This window comes from Pedobacter polaris, from assembly GCF_005116505.1.
Taxonomy (GTDB): Bacteria; Bacteroidota; Bacteroidia; order Sphingobacteriales; family Sphingobacteriaceae; genus Pedobacter; species Pedobacter polaris.
On record NZ_SWBR01000007.1, the window covers coordinates 25828 to 44488 of the forward strand.

Genomic DNA, 18661 nt, shown 5'->3' on the forward strand with positions numbered 1-18661 from the left:
AAAAATAGAAAATCTGAGCGGTTTTAATATGTTTGAACGGAAATGTTGCCAAGAACCACTCAATTAAATTATAAACCCGATTAGATGGATGTCAAGGCAGGAAGGAAAGCAGGGCAGGAGTGAGCGATGAGTATTTTGCATCCTTTTCCTAATATTTACCATATAAGATATTTAAGGAATTATAAGGCATGAGCTCATATTTCTTATATGGTTTAAAATTCCCTATGAGATTGCTTTGCTGTGCTCGCAATGACGACTTCTAAAAACAAAAAATCCCGATAACCATTGGCTATCGGGATTAAATTTATTTAGCGTTTAAAAAGCTTATTTTTTCTTTTTGCTTTCTTCGCCTTCCATTTGCTCTTTTAATTGAGCAAGAACGCTAAGATCACCTAAAGTAGATTTCTCTACAGAATCTTTCACTTTTTTAACTGCACTTACAGAAGCTTTAGCTTCCTTCTTTTTAGTAGCTCTTTCTTCAGCAGCAACTTCAGCTTTAGCCTCTTCCCAAATACGGGCGTGAGATACAACGATACGTTTAGCATCTTTGTTAAACTCAATGATTTTGAAGTCATTAGTTTCTTCAGCTTTGATTACTGAACCGTCTTCTTTAGCCATGTGTTTAGTTGGTACGAAACCTTCTACACCGTATGGTAAAGCAATAACAGCACCTTTATCAGTTACTTTAACTACTGTACCTGTATGAACTGAATCAAGGGTAAAGATAGTTTCGAAAGTATCCCAAGGGTTTTCTTCTAATTGTTTGTGACCTAAGCTTAATTTGCGGTTTTCAACATCAAGTTCTAAAACTACAACATCTAAGGTATCACCAACTTTAGTAAACTCATTAGGGTGGTTAACTTTTTTGCTCCAAGAAAGGTCAGAAATGTGGATTAATCCGTCAATTCCTTCTTCAATTTCAACAAATACACCGAAGTTAGTCATGTTTTTAACAACAGCTTTGTGTTTGCTTCCAATTGGATATCTTTCAGCAACATTACCCCAAGGATCTTGAGTTAATTGTTTAATACCTAAGCTCATTTTGCGCTCATCTCTATCTAAAGTTAAAACTTCAGCTTCGATTTCATCGCTAACTTTCAAGAATTCTTGAGGTGAACGTAAGTTTTGTGACCAGCTCATTTCTGAAACGTGGATCAAACCTTCAACACCTGGAATGATTTCTAAGAAAGCACCGTAATCAGCTACAGTAACAATTTTACCTTTTACTTTAGAACCAACAGCTAAGTTAGCATCTAAATTTTCCCAAGGGTGAGGAGTTAATTGTTTTAAGCCTAAAGCAATACGTTTTTTCTCATCATCAAAGTCTAAAACAACAACGTTGATTTTCTCATCTAATGATAATACTTCTTTTGGATGCTCTATGCGGCCCCAAGAAATGTCAGTAATGTGAAGTAAACCATCAACACCACCTAAATCGATGAACACACCGAAATCAGTAATGTTTTTAACAGTACCTTCTAATACTTGACCTTTTTCTAATTTAGAAACGATTTCAACTTTTTGGCTTTCTAAATCGTCTTCAATTAAGATTTTGTGTGAAACTACAACGTTTTTAAATTCGTGGTTGATTTTTACAACTTTGAATTCCATTGTTTTACCAACGTAAACATCGTAATCACGGATAGGTTTAATGTCGATTTGAGATCCTGGTAAGAATGCTTCTACACCCATGATGTCAACAATTAAACCACCTTTAGTACGGCTTTTCACGAAACCATTAATAATGGTGTCATTGTCAAGCGCAGCGTTGATGGTTTCCCAAGAACGTTGTGTTTTTGCTCTCTTGCGAGATAAAATCAACTGACCATTCGCATCTTCTGGAGCTTCTACGAAAACATCCACTGAATCGCCAATTTTCAAATCAGGTGTATCACGGAACTCTGAAGTAGAAACTAAACCGTCAGATTTAAATCCAACATTTAATACTACGTCTTTGTTGTTGATTGATACAACGATACCACTAATGATTTCGCCTTGAGTGATTTGGTTGAAAGTATCTGTGTACATATCTTCAAACTTTTTACGGTCTGCGTCACTGTAATTACCAAATACTTTATCATCTGCATCCCAATCAAAATCTTGATCTGGTGTTGCTAATGATGATTTGATTTGTTCGATAGAAACCGAATCAGCTTCTGACTCAATTGTTTCTTTCTCGGTTAGACGAGCGTCTGCACCTTGTAGTTCGGCTGTTTTAGCCTCTAGTTCTTTTTCTGCTACTTGTTTTTTAGCCATTAATTAATAATCTCCTTTGTTCCCTATTTAGGGACTGCAAAGGTAGAAATATTATTTTTAAAAGAAAAGAATTTTTTTGATTAATGTTGCTGATAATTAGGGATATAGTTAAAATAGTATAGCGTATTGCGAATTGCATATAGCAAATAAGTCAATTAAGCTTTCTGCTTCTCAGCTTTTACCTTTCTGCTTTTTAGTTTGAAAAGCAAGTTCAGTAGTATTTTTTAATGTTAGTCCCGTTTTCCGCTCCAAGTCCTCGCTTCACTGTGGGCTTTCCGCTACAACTGGGTTTAAACAACTTAAACTGTGCTAGAAACAAGTTTGAACTACAATAGCTGTGCTCATCCTTTATCTGTGGTTAAGACTAATTCTTTTTAAAAGTACCTCTTGTAAATCCTTCTCCAATAAGTGTATTGTTGTCTCTAATTAGTAGCAAAACTGTGTTTTCTTGAAGTTTAAACTTAATCATGTCCCCTTCAATATTATAATGAGTAGAAATTAAAGAGTCTGTGTAATTATCTTGAATAACTACTGAGTTTTTAGATTTAAATTCTAGTGACTGATATTCTGCATCACCCGTACTAAGGTATTTTCCCGAAACAGATTTTTCCTTAATAAAAGTCAAATAACTTAAATAACCCACAGCCAAAACTATACAGGCAGATAAAACCATTAAAATCTTGTTGTTTATAAACTTGATAATAAAAAACAACAATGCAATCATAATGATAATTACAAATGCAATAAAAATGATTTTTGAATTGTTTTCATTGGTTTCTTGAGCGACAACAATTTTTGGAGATTGCGCCTGTTTAACAGGGGCAGGAGAGACTCTTGTTAAATATTCACTACTTACCCAACCTTCTCCATTCGTAACTTTTACTTTGAAATATTTCGCATTAGAAGAATCCAAAACCATTACATTTTCATTTTGGGGTACAAAACCAATCTTCTTACTTGTAGGGTCTTTTGTTTCCCTAACATTTAACTTATCTGCTGTAACTTTATACAGATCTTGGGCATCAGCGCTAAAAGAAAAAAGAATCAAAGAAAACAGCAGGATAAAAAATCTATTCATCATTATAAAATTATTGGCATCAGAAATTAAAAAATGCCCTTGGAATTAATTTGCAAACTTATAAAACCTATGTTAAAAGTTTCAATTAATTAATCAACATTTATGATAATGAAAGGTTTTAAGAAATCTTAATGATCGCGTTCCCTTTACCAACTTCCGCCGGCTCCACCACCGCTACTGCTCCCACCTCCAAAACTGCCACTACTTGATGAAGAGCTACTTCCGCCCGAAGAAGAGCTACTAGATGAGCTTGATTTTACAAGTTGTGCTAAGGTAACCCATCTTATAAATTCTACATGATCGCAAAAATTACATTCATTAGTTAGTTTAGCTGTGCCCGAACTGCTGTAAGTTGCTGCTTTTGTGGTTACTTGTTTGTTAAGTTGATATGTTCTAAACTTACATTCTGGGCATTCGACAAAGCTGTCGTATTCTTCTGCCGGATAAACTTTTATAATATGTTCCTTTTTATCCGTACTTTCCCAAATATCATAATCGTAGGCTTTGATGAGCTCTTCTTTTCTTTGTCCTTTGGTTAAATATGGTTCGCCTTCTAAATTGATATCCCTATCTAAACGAGACATTTCCATACTCCTACTATCGAAAATCGGTTTAAATCGTTCTACGGTTTTTACTTTTTTAAATGCATGAATAATCAATGCGATTATAATTAATGGCGAAAAAACAATAAGCCACCAATTTTTATAATGAAATTCCTTAACCGCCTCTAAAAAATTCTCATCGTCAAAATGTTTTCTTCTTAAATTCCCTATGTAAGCGTAATATCTGAAGAAAAGCCCTATAGCCAACAACACATATAAAATATACGGAATGTGACTAACCTCTAAACTTTCGAAAAGCCCGAATCCACTAACAAATATTAAAATGAAAACAGAAATAAATATAAGAATGAAAATACAAGCACAACCTTTTATGTAGACCGCTTCATAGCCATTTTTATCTTTTATGATTGATTTTATATCATCTTTAGGGTTTGTGGTTTTTGGCCCCTTATTGTTAGCTGTGCTACTTGTACTTGAATTGGATTGCTTATCCAAATCGTTATTTTTTTTAGCTTGTTTATTAACTAACCTAAACACGAAATAGAATATCAGAATTAATGATATTGAACCGCCCAATGCAAACTTCCAGTCGAAATCTTGTTGTTTCTCTTGGTTTATAAGGCTTTGTACTTCTGCTCTGCTTTGCGGATTTGTAAGCTTATCATTTATTTCATTAATTGCATTTGTTACGCCATCATCATATAGTTGTTCTTTAAATGCAGGAACTAAATAGTTCTCTCCAATTTGCTTTAAAACAACATCTGGTAGTAGACCTTCAACGCCAGAGCCACTAATAAATCTATATTTTCTTCTATCGATTGAGATGAGTAAAAGCAAACCATTATTACTTCCAGCTTTTCCTATTTTCCACTTGTCGAATATGGCTTTGGCAAATTCAAAATCCTCTTGGCTTTCATCAAAATCTCTTAAAACAACAACTGCAAATTCTATTTTGGTCTGTTGCTCAAGTTGAACAAGTAGTTGATTAATGGTTTCTACCTTACTTAAAATGCCATCTGGATTGCTTACAAAATAATCTTGTCCAGTAATTTTTGGATTTGGAATTTGGTCGACAGCATAAAATTTCTGAGCGACTGAAAATAAGCTAAACGCTAAAAATACAATCAGCAAACTGATTTTCTTCATAAAGAGTTTTAGATTCAAAATTAATCTCCAGGGAAGATTAATTTAAGGATTAACTACTCAGCTTTAACTTTCGCAATCATTTTTTCAAGCTTAATCTTATCCTTAGCATACGGAGCCAAATCAAATAATACTACTTTTCTAAATTCGATTGGATGACTTTCACTTTGTAAAGAAATGTATCCGCTTGTTAAACGTTTACCATCTTCTTTTACTTTAGGGTCGAAATTACTCACACTTCCACCACCAATTTGAGGTTTGGTGTAGGTTAATACCAATTCTTTATTTACGTAATGTTGAATAACCGAATCTCCTAATACCAAAAATTCTGCTGTAACCCATTGTTCGCCATGAAAGGTTTTCGAATTAGATTCTAAACAATGTGCAACTGTCAACTTATCATTCATATAAATAGTTGTACCAGGTGTACAAACGTTACTGGTATGACGCTCGTTTTTCCCATCTCCACCTAACAACTGCCCTTCAATAGAAATAGGGAAATCTTGGTTTTTTAACATGGTTTTAGGATCTTGTCCGTGTAACATTGCACCACTATTTCTTGTGGCCCAACCTTCACCTCCTTTTGCTTGCTCACCAACAAAACGATATTCAACTTTTAATAGATAGTAAGAAAATGGTTTGTTATAATGTATATGGCCATATTGCTTATCGAAATTTTCATACCCATCGTAGCTCACCTTCATCACTCCATTTTCTACCCTAAAAGTATTGGCATAATTTTCTCCAACTTCATGTTTAGCAATTTTAACGGTCCAATCTTTTAAATCCTTACCATTAAATAGGTTTATCCAACCTTTTTGGGCTTTACAAGCCGAAGCGTAAAATAAGAATGATGTTAAGATAAATAGTCTTAAATAAGGATGTAGTTTCATACGATTATATTTCGCACCAAAATACCAAATTATTTAATAAGATAAGTGTGATTAATTTTTTTCTAAGAAAGGGCTAACTTTTTCTATAGCAAAATCAAGTTGTTCTTCTTGAGTAAGTTCTGTATTGTCTAAAATAATAGCATCTTCGGCTCTAACTAGTGGACTCTCTTTTCTAGTAGTGTCTGCATAATCTCTATGCGCTAAATTTTCGAAAACCTCTTCTAAAGTAGTTACTTTATCACCTTTGGATAGTAATTCTTTATGCCTGCGTTCTGCTCTAATTTTAGGATCTGCAGTCATAAAAAATTTAACTTGGGCATCTTCAAAAACAGCAGTACCAATATCACGGCCATCCATTACAATGTTTTTAGATTTGCCCATTCTTTGTTGCTGTTTCACCATATCATGGCGAACTTGTTTGTTGGCAGAAACTTCACTTACGCTTTCAGAAACTGGCATTTGTCTAATTTCTTCAGAAACTTCTTCGCCATTTAAAAGAATATGAGATTCGTAATCTCTAGAATGAAAATTTAACTCAATGTGTTGTAGCGCATCATTTATCGCATCTTGGTTATTCATATCAACCTTATTGCGAATAAAATATAGTGTAACTGCCCTGTACATAGCGCCGCTATCAATGTAAATAAAACCTAATTTTTTAGCCAATGCTTTTGCCAAAGTACTTTTTCCGCAAGAAGAATAGCCATCTATCGCTACAACTAGATTTTTTCTCATGTATTACAAAAGTAGTATTTTGAAATTAGTTTTTTAGAAAGTATTTACTACTGATTAAAAAGATTCGATGATATTATTTAGAACTTTTAATGAGTTCGATTTGTTGTAACAAACAAATTAAAATAAACGCAATGTTATTATCAGAAAGAATGTTAAATGCTTTAAACGAGCAAGTTAAAATAGAAGCGGAGTCTTCTCAAGTTTATTTGGCAGTTGCTTCTTGGTTAGAAACTCAACCAGGCTTAGAGGGTTATACAGAGTTTTTTTACAAACAAAGTGATGAAGAACGCCATCATATGTTAAAATTTATGCATTATATAAATGATAGGGATGGACATGCTATTATACCTGCATTGGCAATGCCGCAGAATAACTACCAGCAAGTGATTGATGTATTTAGGGATTTCCTTAAAAACGAATTGGAGGTTTCTCAATCTATTAACAATTTGGTTGAATTGGCTTTGAATGAAAAGGATTACCTAACATTTAAGTTCTTACAATGGTATTTAGATGAACAATTGGAAGAAGAGAAAATGGCTAAAACTATGCTTGAGAAATTAGAATTAGTAGGTAGTGATAGAGGAGGGGTTTACCAATTAGATAAAGATATTGTTGGTTTAAGGAAAAAAGTAAGCGATACAAAAGAAGAGGGTGAAGATTAATGTTTTCTAAATAGGATCATAAGGCTACATTTGCATGATGATACCGGCTAAAGAAGAATTAATTAAGGAAGTAACGTTTAAAACATCACGTAGTGGAGGTAAGGGTGGACAGAACGTAAATAAAGTTTCGAGTAAAGTTGAGCTTATTTTTAATCTTCAACAATCGTCATTTTTTACTGATGAAGAAAAGACGCTTTTGAATGAAAGACTAGCCAATCGCTTAGATATAGAAGGTAATTTACATATTGTTTCTCAAGAGGATAGGAGTCAACTTTTAAATAAACAGCGGACAATTTTAAAATTAACCAATCTATTAACTAAATCTCTACAGGTACAGAAAAAACGAAAGCCCACTAAAATTCCTAAGGGAGTTATTGAGAAAAGATTAAATAATAAATCAATCACTTCTTCAAAAAAAGAAAATAGAAAAAAGCCCGGATTAGATTAATAATCTGGGCTTTTAAATTTCATGATTAATTGAACCTATAAAACATAGAAATAGTTCCATATTGATGCGCTTTTGCTATGCTTTTAATTTCTTTTGATTTAAATAATACACCAAAATCGAACGTAAAGCGTGGTGTACTGTAATTAAAGCCTAACTGTTGGGCAAACACTATTCGTTTTGGTTTAAAAGTGATTGGGCTATCATCGTTAAACATGCTACCTTGAATTGTAGCATCATAAGCAACTACATTTAGTTGAGGTTTAGCATAGAAAAAGGCCTCACTTTTAACCAGTTTTTCGGTTTTGGCATTATTGCTAATTACAGCGTGGGTGTAACCTGAATTAAATAATTGATTAATGTTCCCTGCCCTAAATAATATACCAGCTCCTGCACCGCTAAAAGTAGTACCAATATTTGCATAACCTTCTAACGAGAAATCTAAATCTTTCTTGGTAGATCGATGTAACAATTGAGTGTATTGGGTAGACAGATTTATAGCCAATTCATTCTTAATTTGATATTGCCATCCGTCAATTTCATAAAAACCTACCATATCATGCAATAATTTTTGTCCATCTTCTCCCAAAGCGTCTGGGCCAACAGTTCCAATTTCTAATCCGGCTTTAAGAATTCTTTCATTTTTATAAAAAAGATTAACATTTCCTCCAGCATAAAGATAACCAGCAAATGGACGATCTTGTTTAGCAGGGTCAGGCACATTACCAGACATGGGATTATACATTTTTTGCCCTATAGATATATCATAAATTATTTTCTCCAACTTTTCTCCAAGTTTTTGTTGGTCTGTTGCATGGCGAAAATAAATGAATAAACCGTTTGTATAATAACGATCTTGACCATAGAAAAGGTAAGCATCATTATCACTTTTAAAGCCAAATTCGTTTTTATATGTTTGAGCAAAAGAACTAGAACATATAAATAGTATAATAATTAGAAATGAAAGTTTTAATCTCATTTTAGTCTTTTGAAAGTGGGTTAATTCTGATGGTTAAATCTTGCGCATTTTTTACCTTGTCCTTCATTAATGCCAAGTCTACTACTTCTTTCATTTCGGTAACATAATGAAATTTAAGATCTTTAATATAATCTTCTTTAATCTCTAAAATATCTTTTCTGTTAGATTTACAAAGAATGATTTCTTTAATATTTGCTCTTTTTGCAGCTAATATTTTTTCTTTGATGCCGCCTACTGGTAAAACTTTTCCACGAAGTGTAATCTCACCTGTCATGGCTAAATTAGATTTTACCTTACGTTGTGTAAATGCAGATGTTAAGGCAGTTAGCATAGTTATACCTGCAGATGGACCATCTTTAGGAGTTGCGCCAGCTGGAACATGAATATGGATGTCGAACTGATCAAATAAAGCATTGTCTATGCCGAATAAACTAGCATGTGCCCTAATATAAGCCAAAGCAATAATAGCAGATTCTTTCATTACATCACCAAGGTTACCAGTTAAAGTTAATTTTCCCTTACCTGGACTTAAACTTGCCTCAATAAATAAAATATCGCCACCAACAGAAGTCCAAGCTAAACCAGTTACAACACCTGCAACCTCATTGCCTTCATACGCGTCTTTATCGTAAATAGGAGCTCCTAAAATACGTTCAACATCGCTAATTTGTAAAGCCGATTCGTAGGTTTCTTCCATTGCAATCTTAGTTGCAATACCACGAACCAAAGAGCCAATTTTTTTCTCTAATCCACGTACACCGCTCTCACGCGTATAATCTTCGATTACTTTTTCAATTAAAGAATTTTTTAAAGTGATATCTTTATTTTGCAATCCGTGTTGCTCTTTTTGTTTAGGCAACAGATATTTTTTGGCAATTTCTATCTTCTCTTCAATTGTATAGCCATTTACTTCAATAATTTCCATACGGTCTAAAAGCGCAGGTTGTATGGAGCTTAAAGAGTTGGCTGTTGCTATAAATAATACGTTAGACAAATCGTAATCTGCTTCTACATAATGATCATTAAAAGCATTGTTTTGCTCTGGATCTAATACTTCTAGCAAAGCTGATGATGGATCGCCTCTAAAATCAGAGCCTACTTTATCAATTTCATCTAATACAAAAACAGGGTTTGCTGCGCCTGCTTTTTTAATAGATTGAATTATTCGGCCAGGCATTGCTCCAATATATGTTTTTCTGTGACCACGGATTTCGGCTTCATCTCTAATACCACCTAAAGCCATGCGTACATATTTGCGATTAATAGCCTTGGCAATAGATTTCCCTAATGATGTTTTTCCAACTCCTGGAGGGCCAACTAAGCATAAAATAGGTGCCTTCATGTCTTTTTTTAACTTCAAGACAGCTAGATATTCTATAATGCGTTGTTTAACTTTTTCAAGGCCAAAATGATCTTTATCTAAAATACGCTGAGCACGTTTTAAATCGAAATTATCTTTAGTAAAGTCGCCCCAAGGCAAATCAAGCAATAATTCCAAATAATTCATTTGTATTGAATAATCCGGTGCTTGGGGATTCATTCTGCCTAATTTTTCTAACTCTTTAGCAAAATGATCAGCAACTGGTTTTGCCCATTTTTTCTTTTTAGCACGAAGCAATAAGGCATCGTATTCTAAATCTGATGAATTGCCACCTAATTCTTCTTGAATAGTTTTAAGCTGCGCATTTAAGAAATAATCACGTTGTTGTTTATCTAGATCTGTGCGAACTTTACTTTGAATTTGGCTTTTAAGCTCTAACATCTGTAATTCAGTGGTTAAAAGCTCCATTACCATTTCAGCACGTTTACGCAAATTGCCCATTTCTAACATTTTCTGCTTATCTGAAACATCTGCATTCATGTTAGATGAGATGAAATTGATTAAGAAAGAAGTGCTTTCTATATTTTTTAAGGCAATACCAGCTTCACTTGGAATATTTGGGGAGAGTTGAATGATTTGTGATGACATCTCTTTAATTGATGCCACTAATGTTTTAAATTCTTTATCAACTTTATGCTTTGATTCTGCGAATTTTGCAATGATAACCTTGATGTAAGGCTCTGATTGCACTTCTTCTACCAATTGAAAACGTTGTTTACCTTGGATGATAACGGTTGTATTTCCATCGGGCATTTGTAGCATTTTAATAATTTGCGCTACAGTACCAACGCTATTTAGCTGTTCAAAAGTTGGATCTTCTATTGAAACATCACGTTGGGAAACAACGCCAATAATTTTATCACCTTTATATGCTTCTTTTATCAGTTTGATAGATTTATCTCTACCTACGGTAATAGGAATAACAACTCCAGGAAATAAAACTGTATTTCTAAGTGGTAAAATGGCAAGTATTTCTGGAGTTTCTTCACTGTTCATTTCATCTTCGTCTTGCTGAGACATTAAGGGAAAGAACTCTGTATCTTCATTTATAATTGGTAGTGCTTGACTAAAATCGAAGTGATCTTGTTTACTCATTAAGTAGGGCCTTTAAATATATAAAACGACAATGTGACAGCATTGCCAATAAAAAAGTATTAATTATGTATTAATTGCTATAATTTCAACTCCTGTGCCAAAAGTATAATTACATAGTTAGTATGTTAAAAAGTCAGCATTGAAAAAAATAATAGCTGATATCATATTTAACTTATTTTAACGTTAACCTTATAATTTACAAATGGTATGATAGTTGTATATTAGTGCCAACGTTACAGGTAAACTCTTAATTCAATTAACATTTGTAATTTTAATTAAAAAAACGCTTAATGAGTTATTTTAAAAAGTCATTTTTATTACTATTTGTCACTTCTATTACTGCAACATCTTATGCTCAAGGAAATTTTGAAAAGATGGGTACGCAAGCTTTTATGAAAAGTGATTATAAAGGTGCTGTTGTACAGTTAGAAAAGGCAGATGCTGGTCAGGCCAATGCTACTGTGTTGAAAATGTTAGGGTATTCTTATTACCAATGTGGTGATTATGAGAACTCAATTTCTGCCTATAGTCGCTTAATTGCTTTAAAGCCTACAGATTATTCTGCATATTATTATAGAGGAAAGGCTAGATTAAATGTTGCAAATGCGCCTAAAGAATCTTTAAATCAAATGAGAGAAAGTTTTTATACTTCAGCCCTTAAAGATTTCACCAAAGCTATTGAGATTAATGGTGAAGAAGACATTCAAATACTACAGAATAGAGGTATTGCTTATAAAGATTACGCAATTTTTAAATCTTATAAAATCAAAAAAGCTACTGAAAAGGCTTTGTGTGTAACCATCTTCAATAATTCAATTTCAGATTTCCAGAAAGTATTAACTGTGCAACCTGGAAGAAAAGATATACTTTCTTTGATTGACTATGTTAAAGCACAAATAACAAGTCTTAAATAGACATTCATAATAGTAATAAAAAAGGTCTCGATTGATGAAATCGAGACCTTTTTTATTTAAATTTTCCAATGACTTGGTATTGTTTTCCATCCATCAATTTTATTTTTTGAGTTTTCTTTATCTCATATAAACTATCTGGATAATAAGTTAGGCTATCTTTTGAAGTGTACAGATCATTTGTATTTACAATGAAAACCCTAATTGACTTAACTTTTTCATTTACGTAAGCAATCTCTATTTTTTTTACAGGTATTTTTTTGCTATTAGATGTGTAGATTTCTAATTGATCTGATTTTGTGAAAATAAAAGAGCCCTTCCATGATGCTTTATTAATGTCAGCATCTATAAAAGAATTAAATTCTTGTTCCCAGTTATTAATGATTAATTTCTTTTGCTCCGCTTTTCCGTTAATTATAACCGTTTTATCGATTGGTTGATTCTTTTTCGCTAACCGTACTGCTTCCTGTTTAAAATAGGTTTCGAGATCGAAATAAACAGGATGTTCCTTAATATGATCGCCGTAATTACAAGCGGAAATAAAAATCATCAATAAGAAAATCAATCCAATTCTCATTATACCAAACAATTTCCCGTCATTATTTCCGGAATTTCAATTCCCATGATCTTTAAAATAGTTGGCGCAACATCACCTAATTTTCCATCAGTGATGTGCTTAAAATCTTCATCAATTAAAATACAAGGAACTAAATTAGTGGTATGAGCTGTATTTGCAGAACCATCATTGTTAAGCATAAACTCAGAGTTACCGTGATCCGCCAAAATGATAAAAGAATAACCATTTGCGATGCCAGTAGTTACTACTTTCTCTGCGCAAAAATCAGCAGTTTCTACAGCTTTTACAACAGCATCAAAAACTCCTGTATGACCAACCATATCCGGATTTGCAAAGTTTAAACATACAAAATCTGGCCAACCAGCTGCTAATTCTTTAGTAATTGCTTCTGTAATTCCAGCGGCACTCATTTCAGGTTGCAAATCGTAAGTAGCAACTTTTGGAGAAGGCACTAAAATCCTTTTTTCATTTTCAAATTCTTTTTCCCTTCCTCCAGAGAAGAAGAAAGTTACGTGAGGATACTTTTCTGTCTCTGCAATGCGAATTTGATTTTTATGGTTAGCCTCTAAAACTTCTCCTAATGTGTTAGATAAATCATCTTTTGTAAAAACAACCTGAACATTAGCAAAACTTTCATCGTATGTAGTCATTGTTACATAATATAAAGGCAGTTTTCTCATTCCAAAATCTGGATGATCAACTTGGCTTAAGGCTGCGGTTATTTCTCTTCCTCTATCAGTTCTATAGTTGAAACAAATAACTACATCATCAGCTTTAATTGTTGCTATAGGCTCATTAATTTCATTGGTAATTACAAAAGGTTTTGTAAATTCATCGGTAATACCTTCGCTGTATGATTTTCTAATAGCATCTTCAGTATTATTAGCTTTTTCACCAATACCATTTACCATTACATCATAAGCCAATTTTACACGTTCCCAACGGTTATCTCTATCCATTGCGTAGTAACGCCCAATTAAACTTGCAATTTTGCCAGTTGAAGTTTTTAGATAATGATTTAAATCAGAAATAAACCCTAATCCAGAATTAGGATCTGTATCTCTTCCGTCTAAAAATGCATGTATAAATACATCTTTTAATCCTTTTTCATTTGCAGCATCGCATAAGGCTTTCAAGTGTTCTATATGTGCATGAACACCACCATTAGAAACTAATCCAATAAAATGAACCGCTTTATTGTTTGCTTTTGCATAATTAAAGGCATTTACTAAAATCTCATTATTGTGCAAAGTCCTATCTGTAATGGCTTTATTAATTCTTCCAAGCTCTTGGTAAACAACTCTTCCAGCACCTAGATTCATGTGTCCAACTTCAGAATTACCCATTTGACCTGCTGGTAATCCTACCGCTTCTCCAGATGCCTCTAGTTTAGAATTGGGATATTTTTTTAACATCGAATCGAAAAAGGGTGTGTTAGCAGCGTAAGCAGCATCAGATTTATCCTTTTTTCCGTAGCCCCAGCCATCAAGAATTAGCAATACAAGTTTTTTAGCTTTCATTAAATTTATATGGTATGATGAAGTGATTTTCTAATGCAAATATAAACCAATTAGTGTTTTAAAGGAAGGTTTTTAAACTTAATGATTTATAAATGGCATAATTTTCGCTTGAAAAAGGTAGTTTTATAATACACATGATGAAACCGTTACTTGCGTTATTGCTCTTGCTGCTGCATTTTCCTTCGAATAACGCCTTACAGGCCGATATAATCGACGATTTATCTGTGCAATTTAGAACTGGAAACTCGAAAGAAATAGCTAAAAATTTTGCTGCGTCTGTAGAACTAATCATTATTGATCAAGAAGATGTATACAGTAAAGCACAATCTGAACAAATTTTAAAAGATTTTTTTGTAAAAAATCCTCCAAATAAATCAACAATTATCCATCGCCTAAGTAATAGCCCTAACTATAGATTGGGCATCCTTTCTTTAAATACAAAAAATGGAAAATTCAGGGTAACCATTACTTTGAAATTAACAAAGCCAAGTAACAATTTCTTAATCAGTGAATTAAGAATAGAACAAGATAAGGAATAGTATTTTAAGCCATAATTTGCTAGTTTTGAAATAAAATTACTGTTTTGGATAAAAAATTAGTCGACCTATTCATTAAAAATGCCATTGCTGAAGATGTTGGCGATGGGGATCATACCTCACTTTCTACCATACCTGCAAATACCCAAGGTAAAGCTAAATTAATTGTTAAAGAAGATGGCATCTTAGCAGGTGTAGAACTTGCTCTAGAAATCTTCAATCAGATAGATTCTGGTTTAGTAATAAATGTAATCTTAAAAGATGGTGACTCGGTTAAGTATGGAGATATTGCCTTTACAGTAGAAGGGAGTACCCATGCAATTTTACTTGCTGAGCGATTGGTGCTTAATTGTATGCAAAGGATGAGTGGTATCGCCACAAAAACAAATCGCATTGTTGAGCTTTTAAAGCCTTATAAAACTAAAGTTTTAGATACACGCAAAACTACTCCAGGGCTAAGATATTTAGAAAAATGGGCTGTTAAAATAGGTGGTGGAGTTAATCATAGGATTGGATTGTACGATATGATTTTAATTAAAGATAATCATGTTGATTATGCAGGCGGTATTTCAAATGCCATTACAGCTGCTAACAATTACTTGAAAGAAAAAGGAAAGAATCTTGCCATAGAAATTGAAGTAAGAAATTTAGATGAATTAAATCAAGTTTTGGTTCAAGGAAACGTAGATAGAATTATGCTAGACAATTTTGAATTGCCGCTACTTAAGCAAGCAGTTGAATTAATAAATGGAAAATTCATAACTGAAGCATCTGGAGGAATTGTAGAAGAAAATGTAACTGAATATGCTAAGTGTGGAGTTGATTACATATCTATGGGTGCATTAACGCATTCTGTAAAAAGTTTAGATTTAAGTTTAAAAGCTTTCTAATGCCTGAAAATTCTACCTTCTCGAATCTGATTTTTTTAGTATTATTGTAGGTCATGATTTCGATCTATTCCATTTCAGCTTTAATTGCTGCATATCTTTTCGGTTCTATTCCAACTGCGGTTTGGCTAGGCCAAGCATTTTATGGCGTAGACGTAAGAGAATATGGTAGCGGCAATGCTGGGGCCACTAATACATTTAGAGTTTTAGGTAAAAAACCTGGAATTGCTGTAATGTTAATTGATATTTTTAAAGGATATACCGCATGTAATCTGGCCTACTTTATCGGTCTATCTGTAACAGGCCCACAAAATTCAACACAATTTGTTAACTACCAATTGGCACTGGGAGTGATAGCAGTAATGGGACATTTGTTTCCTGTTTTTGCTGGCTTTCGAGGGGGAAAAGGTGTAGCTACTCTTTTTGGAATGATTTTAGCAGTTAACTACCAAGCAGCTATTATTTGTGTTCTGGTTTTTGTGGTAGTTTTATTGGTTACAAAATATGTTTCTCTTAGCTCAATATGTGCTGGTTTTGCATTCCCAATAGGAACAGTATTTATATTACAAACTTCTGTAAAATCAGAAGTATTATATGGAATATGTGTTTGTTTATTGATATTGGTAACCCATCAAAAGAATTTAGAAAGACTACTCAAAGGCAAAGAATCTAAAGTTTACCTGTTTAAGAAAAAACAAAACTAAAATCTAAACCTGCAAACTATCTATCAATATGTTTGTTATGATTTAGATTAACGATGGTAAAAAACAAAACTCTAATGAAAAAAATGATGATTTTAGGAATTGCAACAAGTATGTTGGCAATATCCTCGTGTTCTACTTCTACTGTACCTTTAACAGGGCGAAAATATTCTACGTTTGGGGTAAGTGCAGCGCAATTAGAACAACAAGCAGCAATTGGGTATTCTCAATTATTAAGTAGCCCAAGTACAAAAGTAGTTTCTAATAGTTCTGCTAATACTCAAATGATAAAAAGAGTTGGAGCAAAAATTTCGGCTGCTGTAAATCAGTATATGAACCAAAATGGTTATGGAGAACAAATAAAAGGTTATAAATGGGAATTTAATTTAATTGAAAGTCCTGAAATAAATGCTTGGTGTATGCCTGGCGGAAAAGTTGCAGTTTATACTGGTATTTTACCTATCACTAAAGATGAAGCTGGCTTAGCTACGGTTATGGGACATGAGATTGCACATGCAATTGCTCAACACTCTTTAGAAAGAGCATCAAAATCTAATTTAGCTCAATTAGGTAGTGTTGCAGTTGCAGTAGGAGCAGGCGCAAGTGGTGCTTCAGAAAATTCACAAGCTACAATTAATCAATTATTTGGGTTAGGTGCTCAAGCAGGTTATATTTTGCCTAATTCTAGACAACAAGAATTAGAGGCAGATAAAATGGGTTTATCTTTTATGGCAATGGCAGGGTACAATCCAACTAGTGCAATATCATTTTGGCAGAGAATGGCGCAAGCAAGTTCAGGAAGTGCTAAACCACCAGTATTCTTAAGCACTCACCCTACAGATCAATCTAGAATTGCACAAATTCAAAAGGATTTACCAGCAGCTATGAAATACTATAAAGGTAGATAAGCTTAATAAATCGAAATTATACTGAAAAGGAGAAAGCAATTTCTCCTTTTTTATTGCCCTAAAACTCTCATAATCGCAGATGCTTTTAATAAGCATTCTTCATACTCTTCTTCTGCATTTGCAGCATATGTTATTGCTCCACCAACCTGAAATGATAAATACTTTTGAGTTTCATTATATAGTATAGTTCTTATAATTACATTAAAATCGAAATCTCCATTAGGAGAAATACAACCAAATGACCCAGAAAAAGCACCTCTTTTGCTTTTCTCATAAGTATCAATAAGTTTCATTGCCTTTATTTTTGGCGCCCCCGTCATAGATCCCATTGGGAAAGTATTTTTTATTGCATCGATGAAGTGAACAGTGGGGTCTAATTCACAGCTGATGGTAGATATCATTTGATGTACCTGTGGAAAGGTATAAATTCCAAATAATTCATCAACTTTTACAGATCCTTTTACGGCACTTTTCGTTAAATCATTTCTTACCAAGTCTACAATCATTACATTTTCTGCTTGTTCTTTAATGCTAGATTTTAGGTTGATTTTAATTTGTTCATCTTCAACTTTGTTGGCACTTCTTTTTGCCGTGCCTTTAATTGGTTGAGAAATTAATCTATTGTCTCGTTTACATAAAAACCTTTCAGGTGTAGCTGATAATATATATTTATCTTGGATTTTAAAGAAACCTGCAAATGGCGTTGGAGATAAAGAATTTAGTTCCTGATATACCGCTAATGGATTTATTATAGCATTTTCTGCAAAGAATTCTTGGCAAAAATTAACTTCATAAATGTTGCCGCGTTTAATATGGGTTTGCAAGTTTTCTACTGTTTCGATATATGATTTTTTATCAAAACGACTTTGAACTTTTACCTCTAACTCTACAAATTTGCTGTCTAAATTAACCTTTTTAATTTCTTCAATTATAGAAGAATCCCCTTTTAAAATATGGATATTGTCATTTTGGAGTGCGATTATATATTCAGGGATAAAGAAATATAAATCTGGAAAATCTAGTTTATCTGAATGATTTGTAATTAAATCTTCTAATTCATTTTTAAGTTCATAGCTCAATAACCCAAACATCCAATCTTTATGGTCTTCATAGAATGATTTAAGATCGGCAAAAGCATTTCCGTAATTTGTAGTAAGCTCTTGTTTTGCGCCAATAGCTACTAAACAGTCGTAATTACTGTAAATGTCTTTGTAATTATTAGAATCTAAACAGCAATACACATCAAAATTTGATGCCCATTGCAAAGTTTTTTGTTTTAAGATGTCAATTGGAGTGCAGTTCATTTACTACGGCAAAGGTAAGTAAATGTGTTTTAGCAAAGCTTTAAATGTTTATTTTTATGCTTATTTGTTATTCTTAGTTTACTGGAT

General features: G+C 33.1%; 17 protein-coding genes. 7 read left to right on the forward strand and 10 right to left on the reverse strand.

All coding sequences use genetic code 11. The features are described from left to right. Positions 1-324: 324 nt before the first annotated feature. The 5 genes from rpsA to cmk all read right to left on the reverse strand — a co-directional run bounded on the left by rpsA (position 325) and on the right by cmk (position 6668). Positions 325-2256: a 30S ribosomal protein S1 gene (rpsA, locus tag FA048_RS19255; RefSeq protein ID WP_136844230.1), complete on the reverse strand. Its 1932-nt coding sequence runs from the start codon at positions 2254-2256 to the stop codon at positions 325-327. Between the two features lie 364 nt (positions 2257-2620). After that, complete coding sequence (locus tag FA048_RS19260; RefSeq protein WP_136844231.1) at positions 2621-3337, reverse strand: SH3 domain-containing protein; 717 nt, start codon at positions 3335-3337, stop codon at positions 2621-2623. A gap of 143 nt (positions 3338-3480) precedes the next feature. Beyond that, complete coding sequence (locus FA048_RS19265; protein ID WP_136844233.1) at positions 3481-5043, reverse strand: TPM domain-containing protein; 1563 nt, start codon at positions 5041-5043, stop codon at positions 3481-3483. Between the two features lie 53 nt (positions 5044-5096). Then, the gene (locus tag FA048_RS19270) at positions 5097-5933 is read right to left on the reverse strand and encodes a 3-keto-disaccharide hydrolase (protein WP_136844235.1); all 837 of its coding nucleotides are present in this window, start codon (positions 5931-5933) and stop codon (positions 5097-5099) included. Between the two features lie 51 nt (positions 5934-5984). Next, the gene (cmk, locus tag FA048_RS19275) at positions 5985-6668 is read right to left on the reverse strand and encodes a (d)CMP kinase (RefSeq protein WP_136844237.1); all 684 of its coding nucleotides are present in this window, start codon (positions 6666-6668) and stop codon (positions 5985-5987) included. A 131-nt stretch (positions 6669-6799) separates the two neighbouring features. On the opposite strand from cmk, the gene FA048_RS19280 reads away from it, so the two are divergent. Together FA048_RS19280 and arfB are read left to right on the forward strand one after the other, a co-directional pair. Then, positions 6800-7330: a ferritin gene (locus tag FA048_RS19280; RefSeq protein WP_136844239.1), complete on the forward strand. Its 531-nt coding sequence runs from the start codon at positions 6800-6802 to the stop codon at positions 7328-7330. A gap of 34 nt (positions 7331-7364) precedes the next feature. After that, a complete protein-coding gene (arfB, locus tag FA048_RS19285; protein ID WP_317130528.1) occupies positions 7365-7778 on the forward strand; it encodes an alternative ribosome rescue aminoacyl-tRNA hydrolase ArfB in 414 nt (137 codons plus the stop codon). A gap of 25 nt (positions 7779-7803) precedes the next feature. Here the strand turns inward: arfB and FA048_RS19290 are convergent, their stop codons facing one another. Together FA048_RS19290 and lon are read right to left on the reverse strand one after the other, a co-directional pair. Then, complete coding sequence (locus tag FA048_RS19290) at positions 7804-8754, reverse strand: lipid A deacylase LpxR family protein (protein WP_136844240.1); 951 nt, start codon at positions 8752-8754, stop codon at positions 7804-7806. Between the two features lies 1 nt (position 8755). After that, on the reverse strand, positions 8756-11230 hold the full coding sequence (lon, locus tag FA048_RS19295) for an endopeptidase La (protein ID WP_136844242.1): 2475 nt from the start codon (positions 11228-11230) through the stop codon (positions 8756-8758). A 290-nt stretch (positions 11231-11520) separates the two neighbouring features. On the opposite strand from lon, the gene FA048_RS19300 reads away from it, so the two are divergent. Further along, the gene (locus tag FA048_RS19300) at positions 11521-12144 is read left to right on the forward strand and encodes a tetratricopeptide repeat protein (RefSeq protein WP_136844244.1); all 624 of its coding nucleotides are present in this window, start codon (positions 11521-11523) and stop codon (positions 12142-12144) included. Positions 12145-12196: 52 nt separating this feature from the next. Here the strand turns inward: FA048_RS19300 and FA048_RS19305 are convergent, their stop codons facing one another. Both FA048_RS19305 and gpmI read right to left on the reverse strand, forming a co-directional pair. Next, on the reverse strand, positions 12197-12691 hold the full coding sequence (locus FA048_RS19305) for a hypothetical protein (RefSeq protein ID WP_136844246.1): 495 nt from the start codon (positions 12689-12691) through the stop codon (positions 12197-12199). Between the two features lie 26 nt (positions 12692-12717). Continuing rightward, positions 12718-14238, reverse strand: a complete 1521-nt coding sequence (gene gpmI / locus FA048_RS19310; protein ID WP_136844248.1) for a 2,3-bisphosphoglycerate-independent phosphoglycerate mutase — start codon at positions 14236-14238, stop codon at positions 12718-12720. Between the two features lie 134 nt (positions 14239-14372). Between gpmI and FA048_RS19315 the strand changes: the two genes are divergently transcribed. The 4 genes from FA048_RS19315 (at position 14373) to FA048_RS19330 (ending at position 17270) form a co-directional block, all read left to right on the forward strand. Then, positions 14373-14777 (forward strand): DUF4783 domain-containing protein, encoded by a 405-nt coding sequence (locus tag FA048_RS19315; protein ID WP_225872584.1) that lies wholly within the window; start codon positions 14373-14375, stop codon positions 14775-14777. Positions 14778-14821: 44 nt separating this feature from the next. Continuing rightward, positions 14822-15664 (forward strand): carboxylating nicotinate-nucleotide diphosphorylase, encoded by an 843-nt coding sequence (gene nadC / locus FA048_RS19320; RefSeq protein ID WP_136844250.1) that lies wholly within the window; start codon positions 14822-14824, stop codon positions 15662-15664. Positions 15665-15717: 53 nt separating this feature from the next. Continuing rightward, complete coding sequence (plsY, locus tag FA048_RS19325; RefSeq protein ID WP_136844252.1) at positions 15718-16365, forward strand: glycerol-3-phosphate 1-O-acyltransferase PlsY; 648 nt, start codon at positions 15718-15720, stop codon at positions 16363-16365. A gap of 74 nt (positions 16366-16439) precedes the next feature. Then, positions 16440-17270 (forward strand): M48 family metallopeptidase, encoded by an 831-nt coding sequence (locus tag FA048_RS19330; RefSeq protein ID WP_136844254.1) that lies wholly within the window; start codon positions 16440-16442, stop codon positions 17268-17270. Between the two features lie 50 nt (positions 17271-17320). Here FA048_RS19330 and FA048_RS19335 read toward each other — a convergent pair whose 3' ends face one another. Further along, positions 17321-18574, reverse strand: coding sequence for an anthranilate synthase component I family protein (locus tag FA048_RS19335; RefSeq protein ID WP_136844256.1), 1254 nt, complete (start codon positions 18572-18574; stop codon positions 17321-17323). Between the last annotated feature and the right edge of the window lie 87 nt (positions 18575-18661).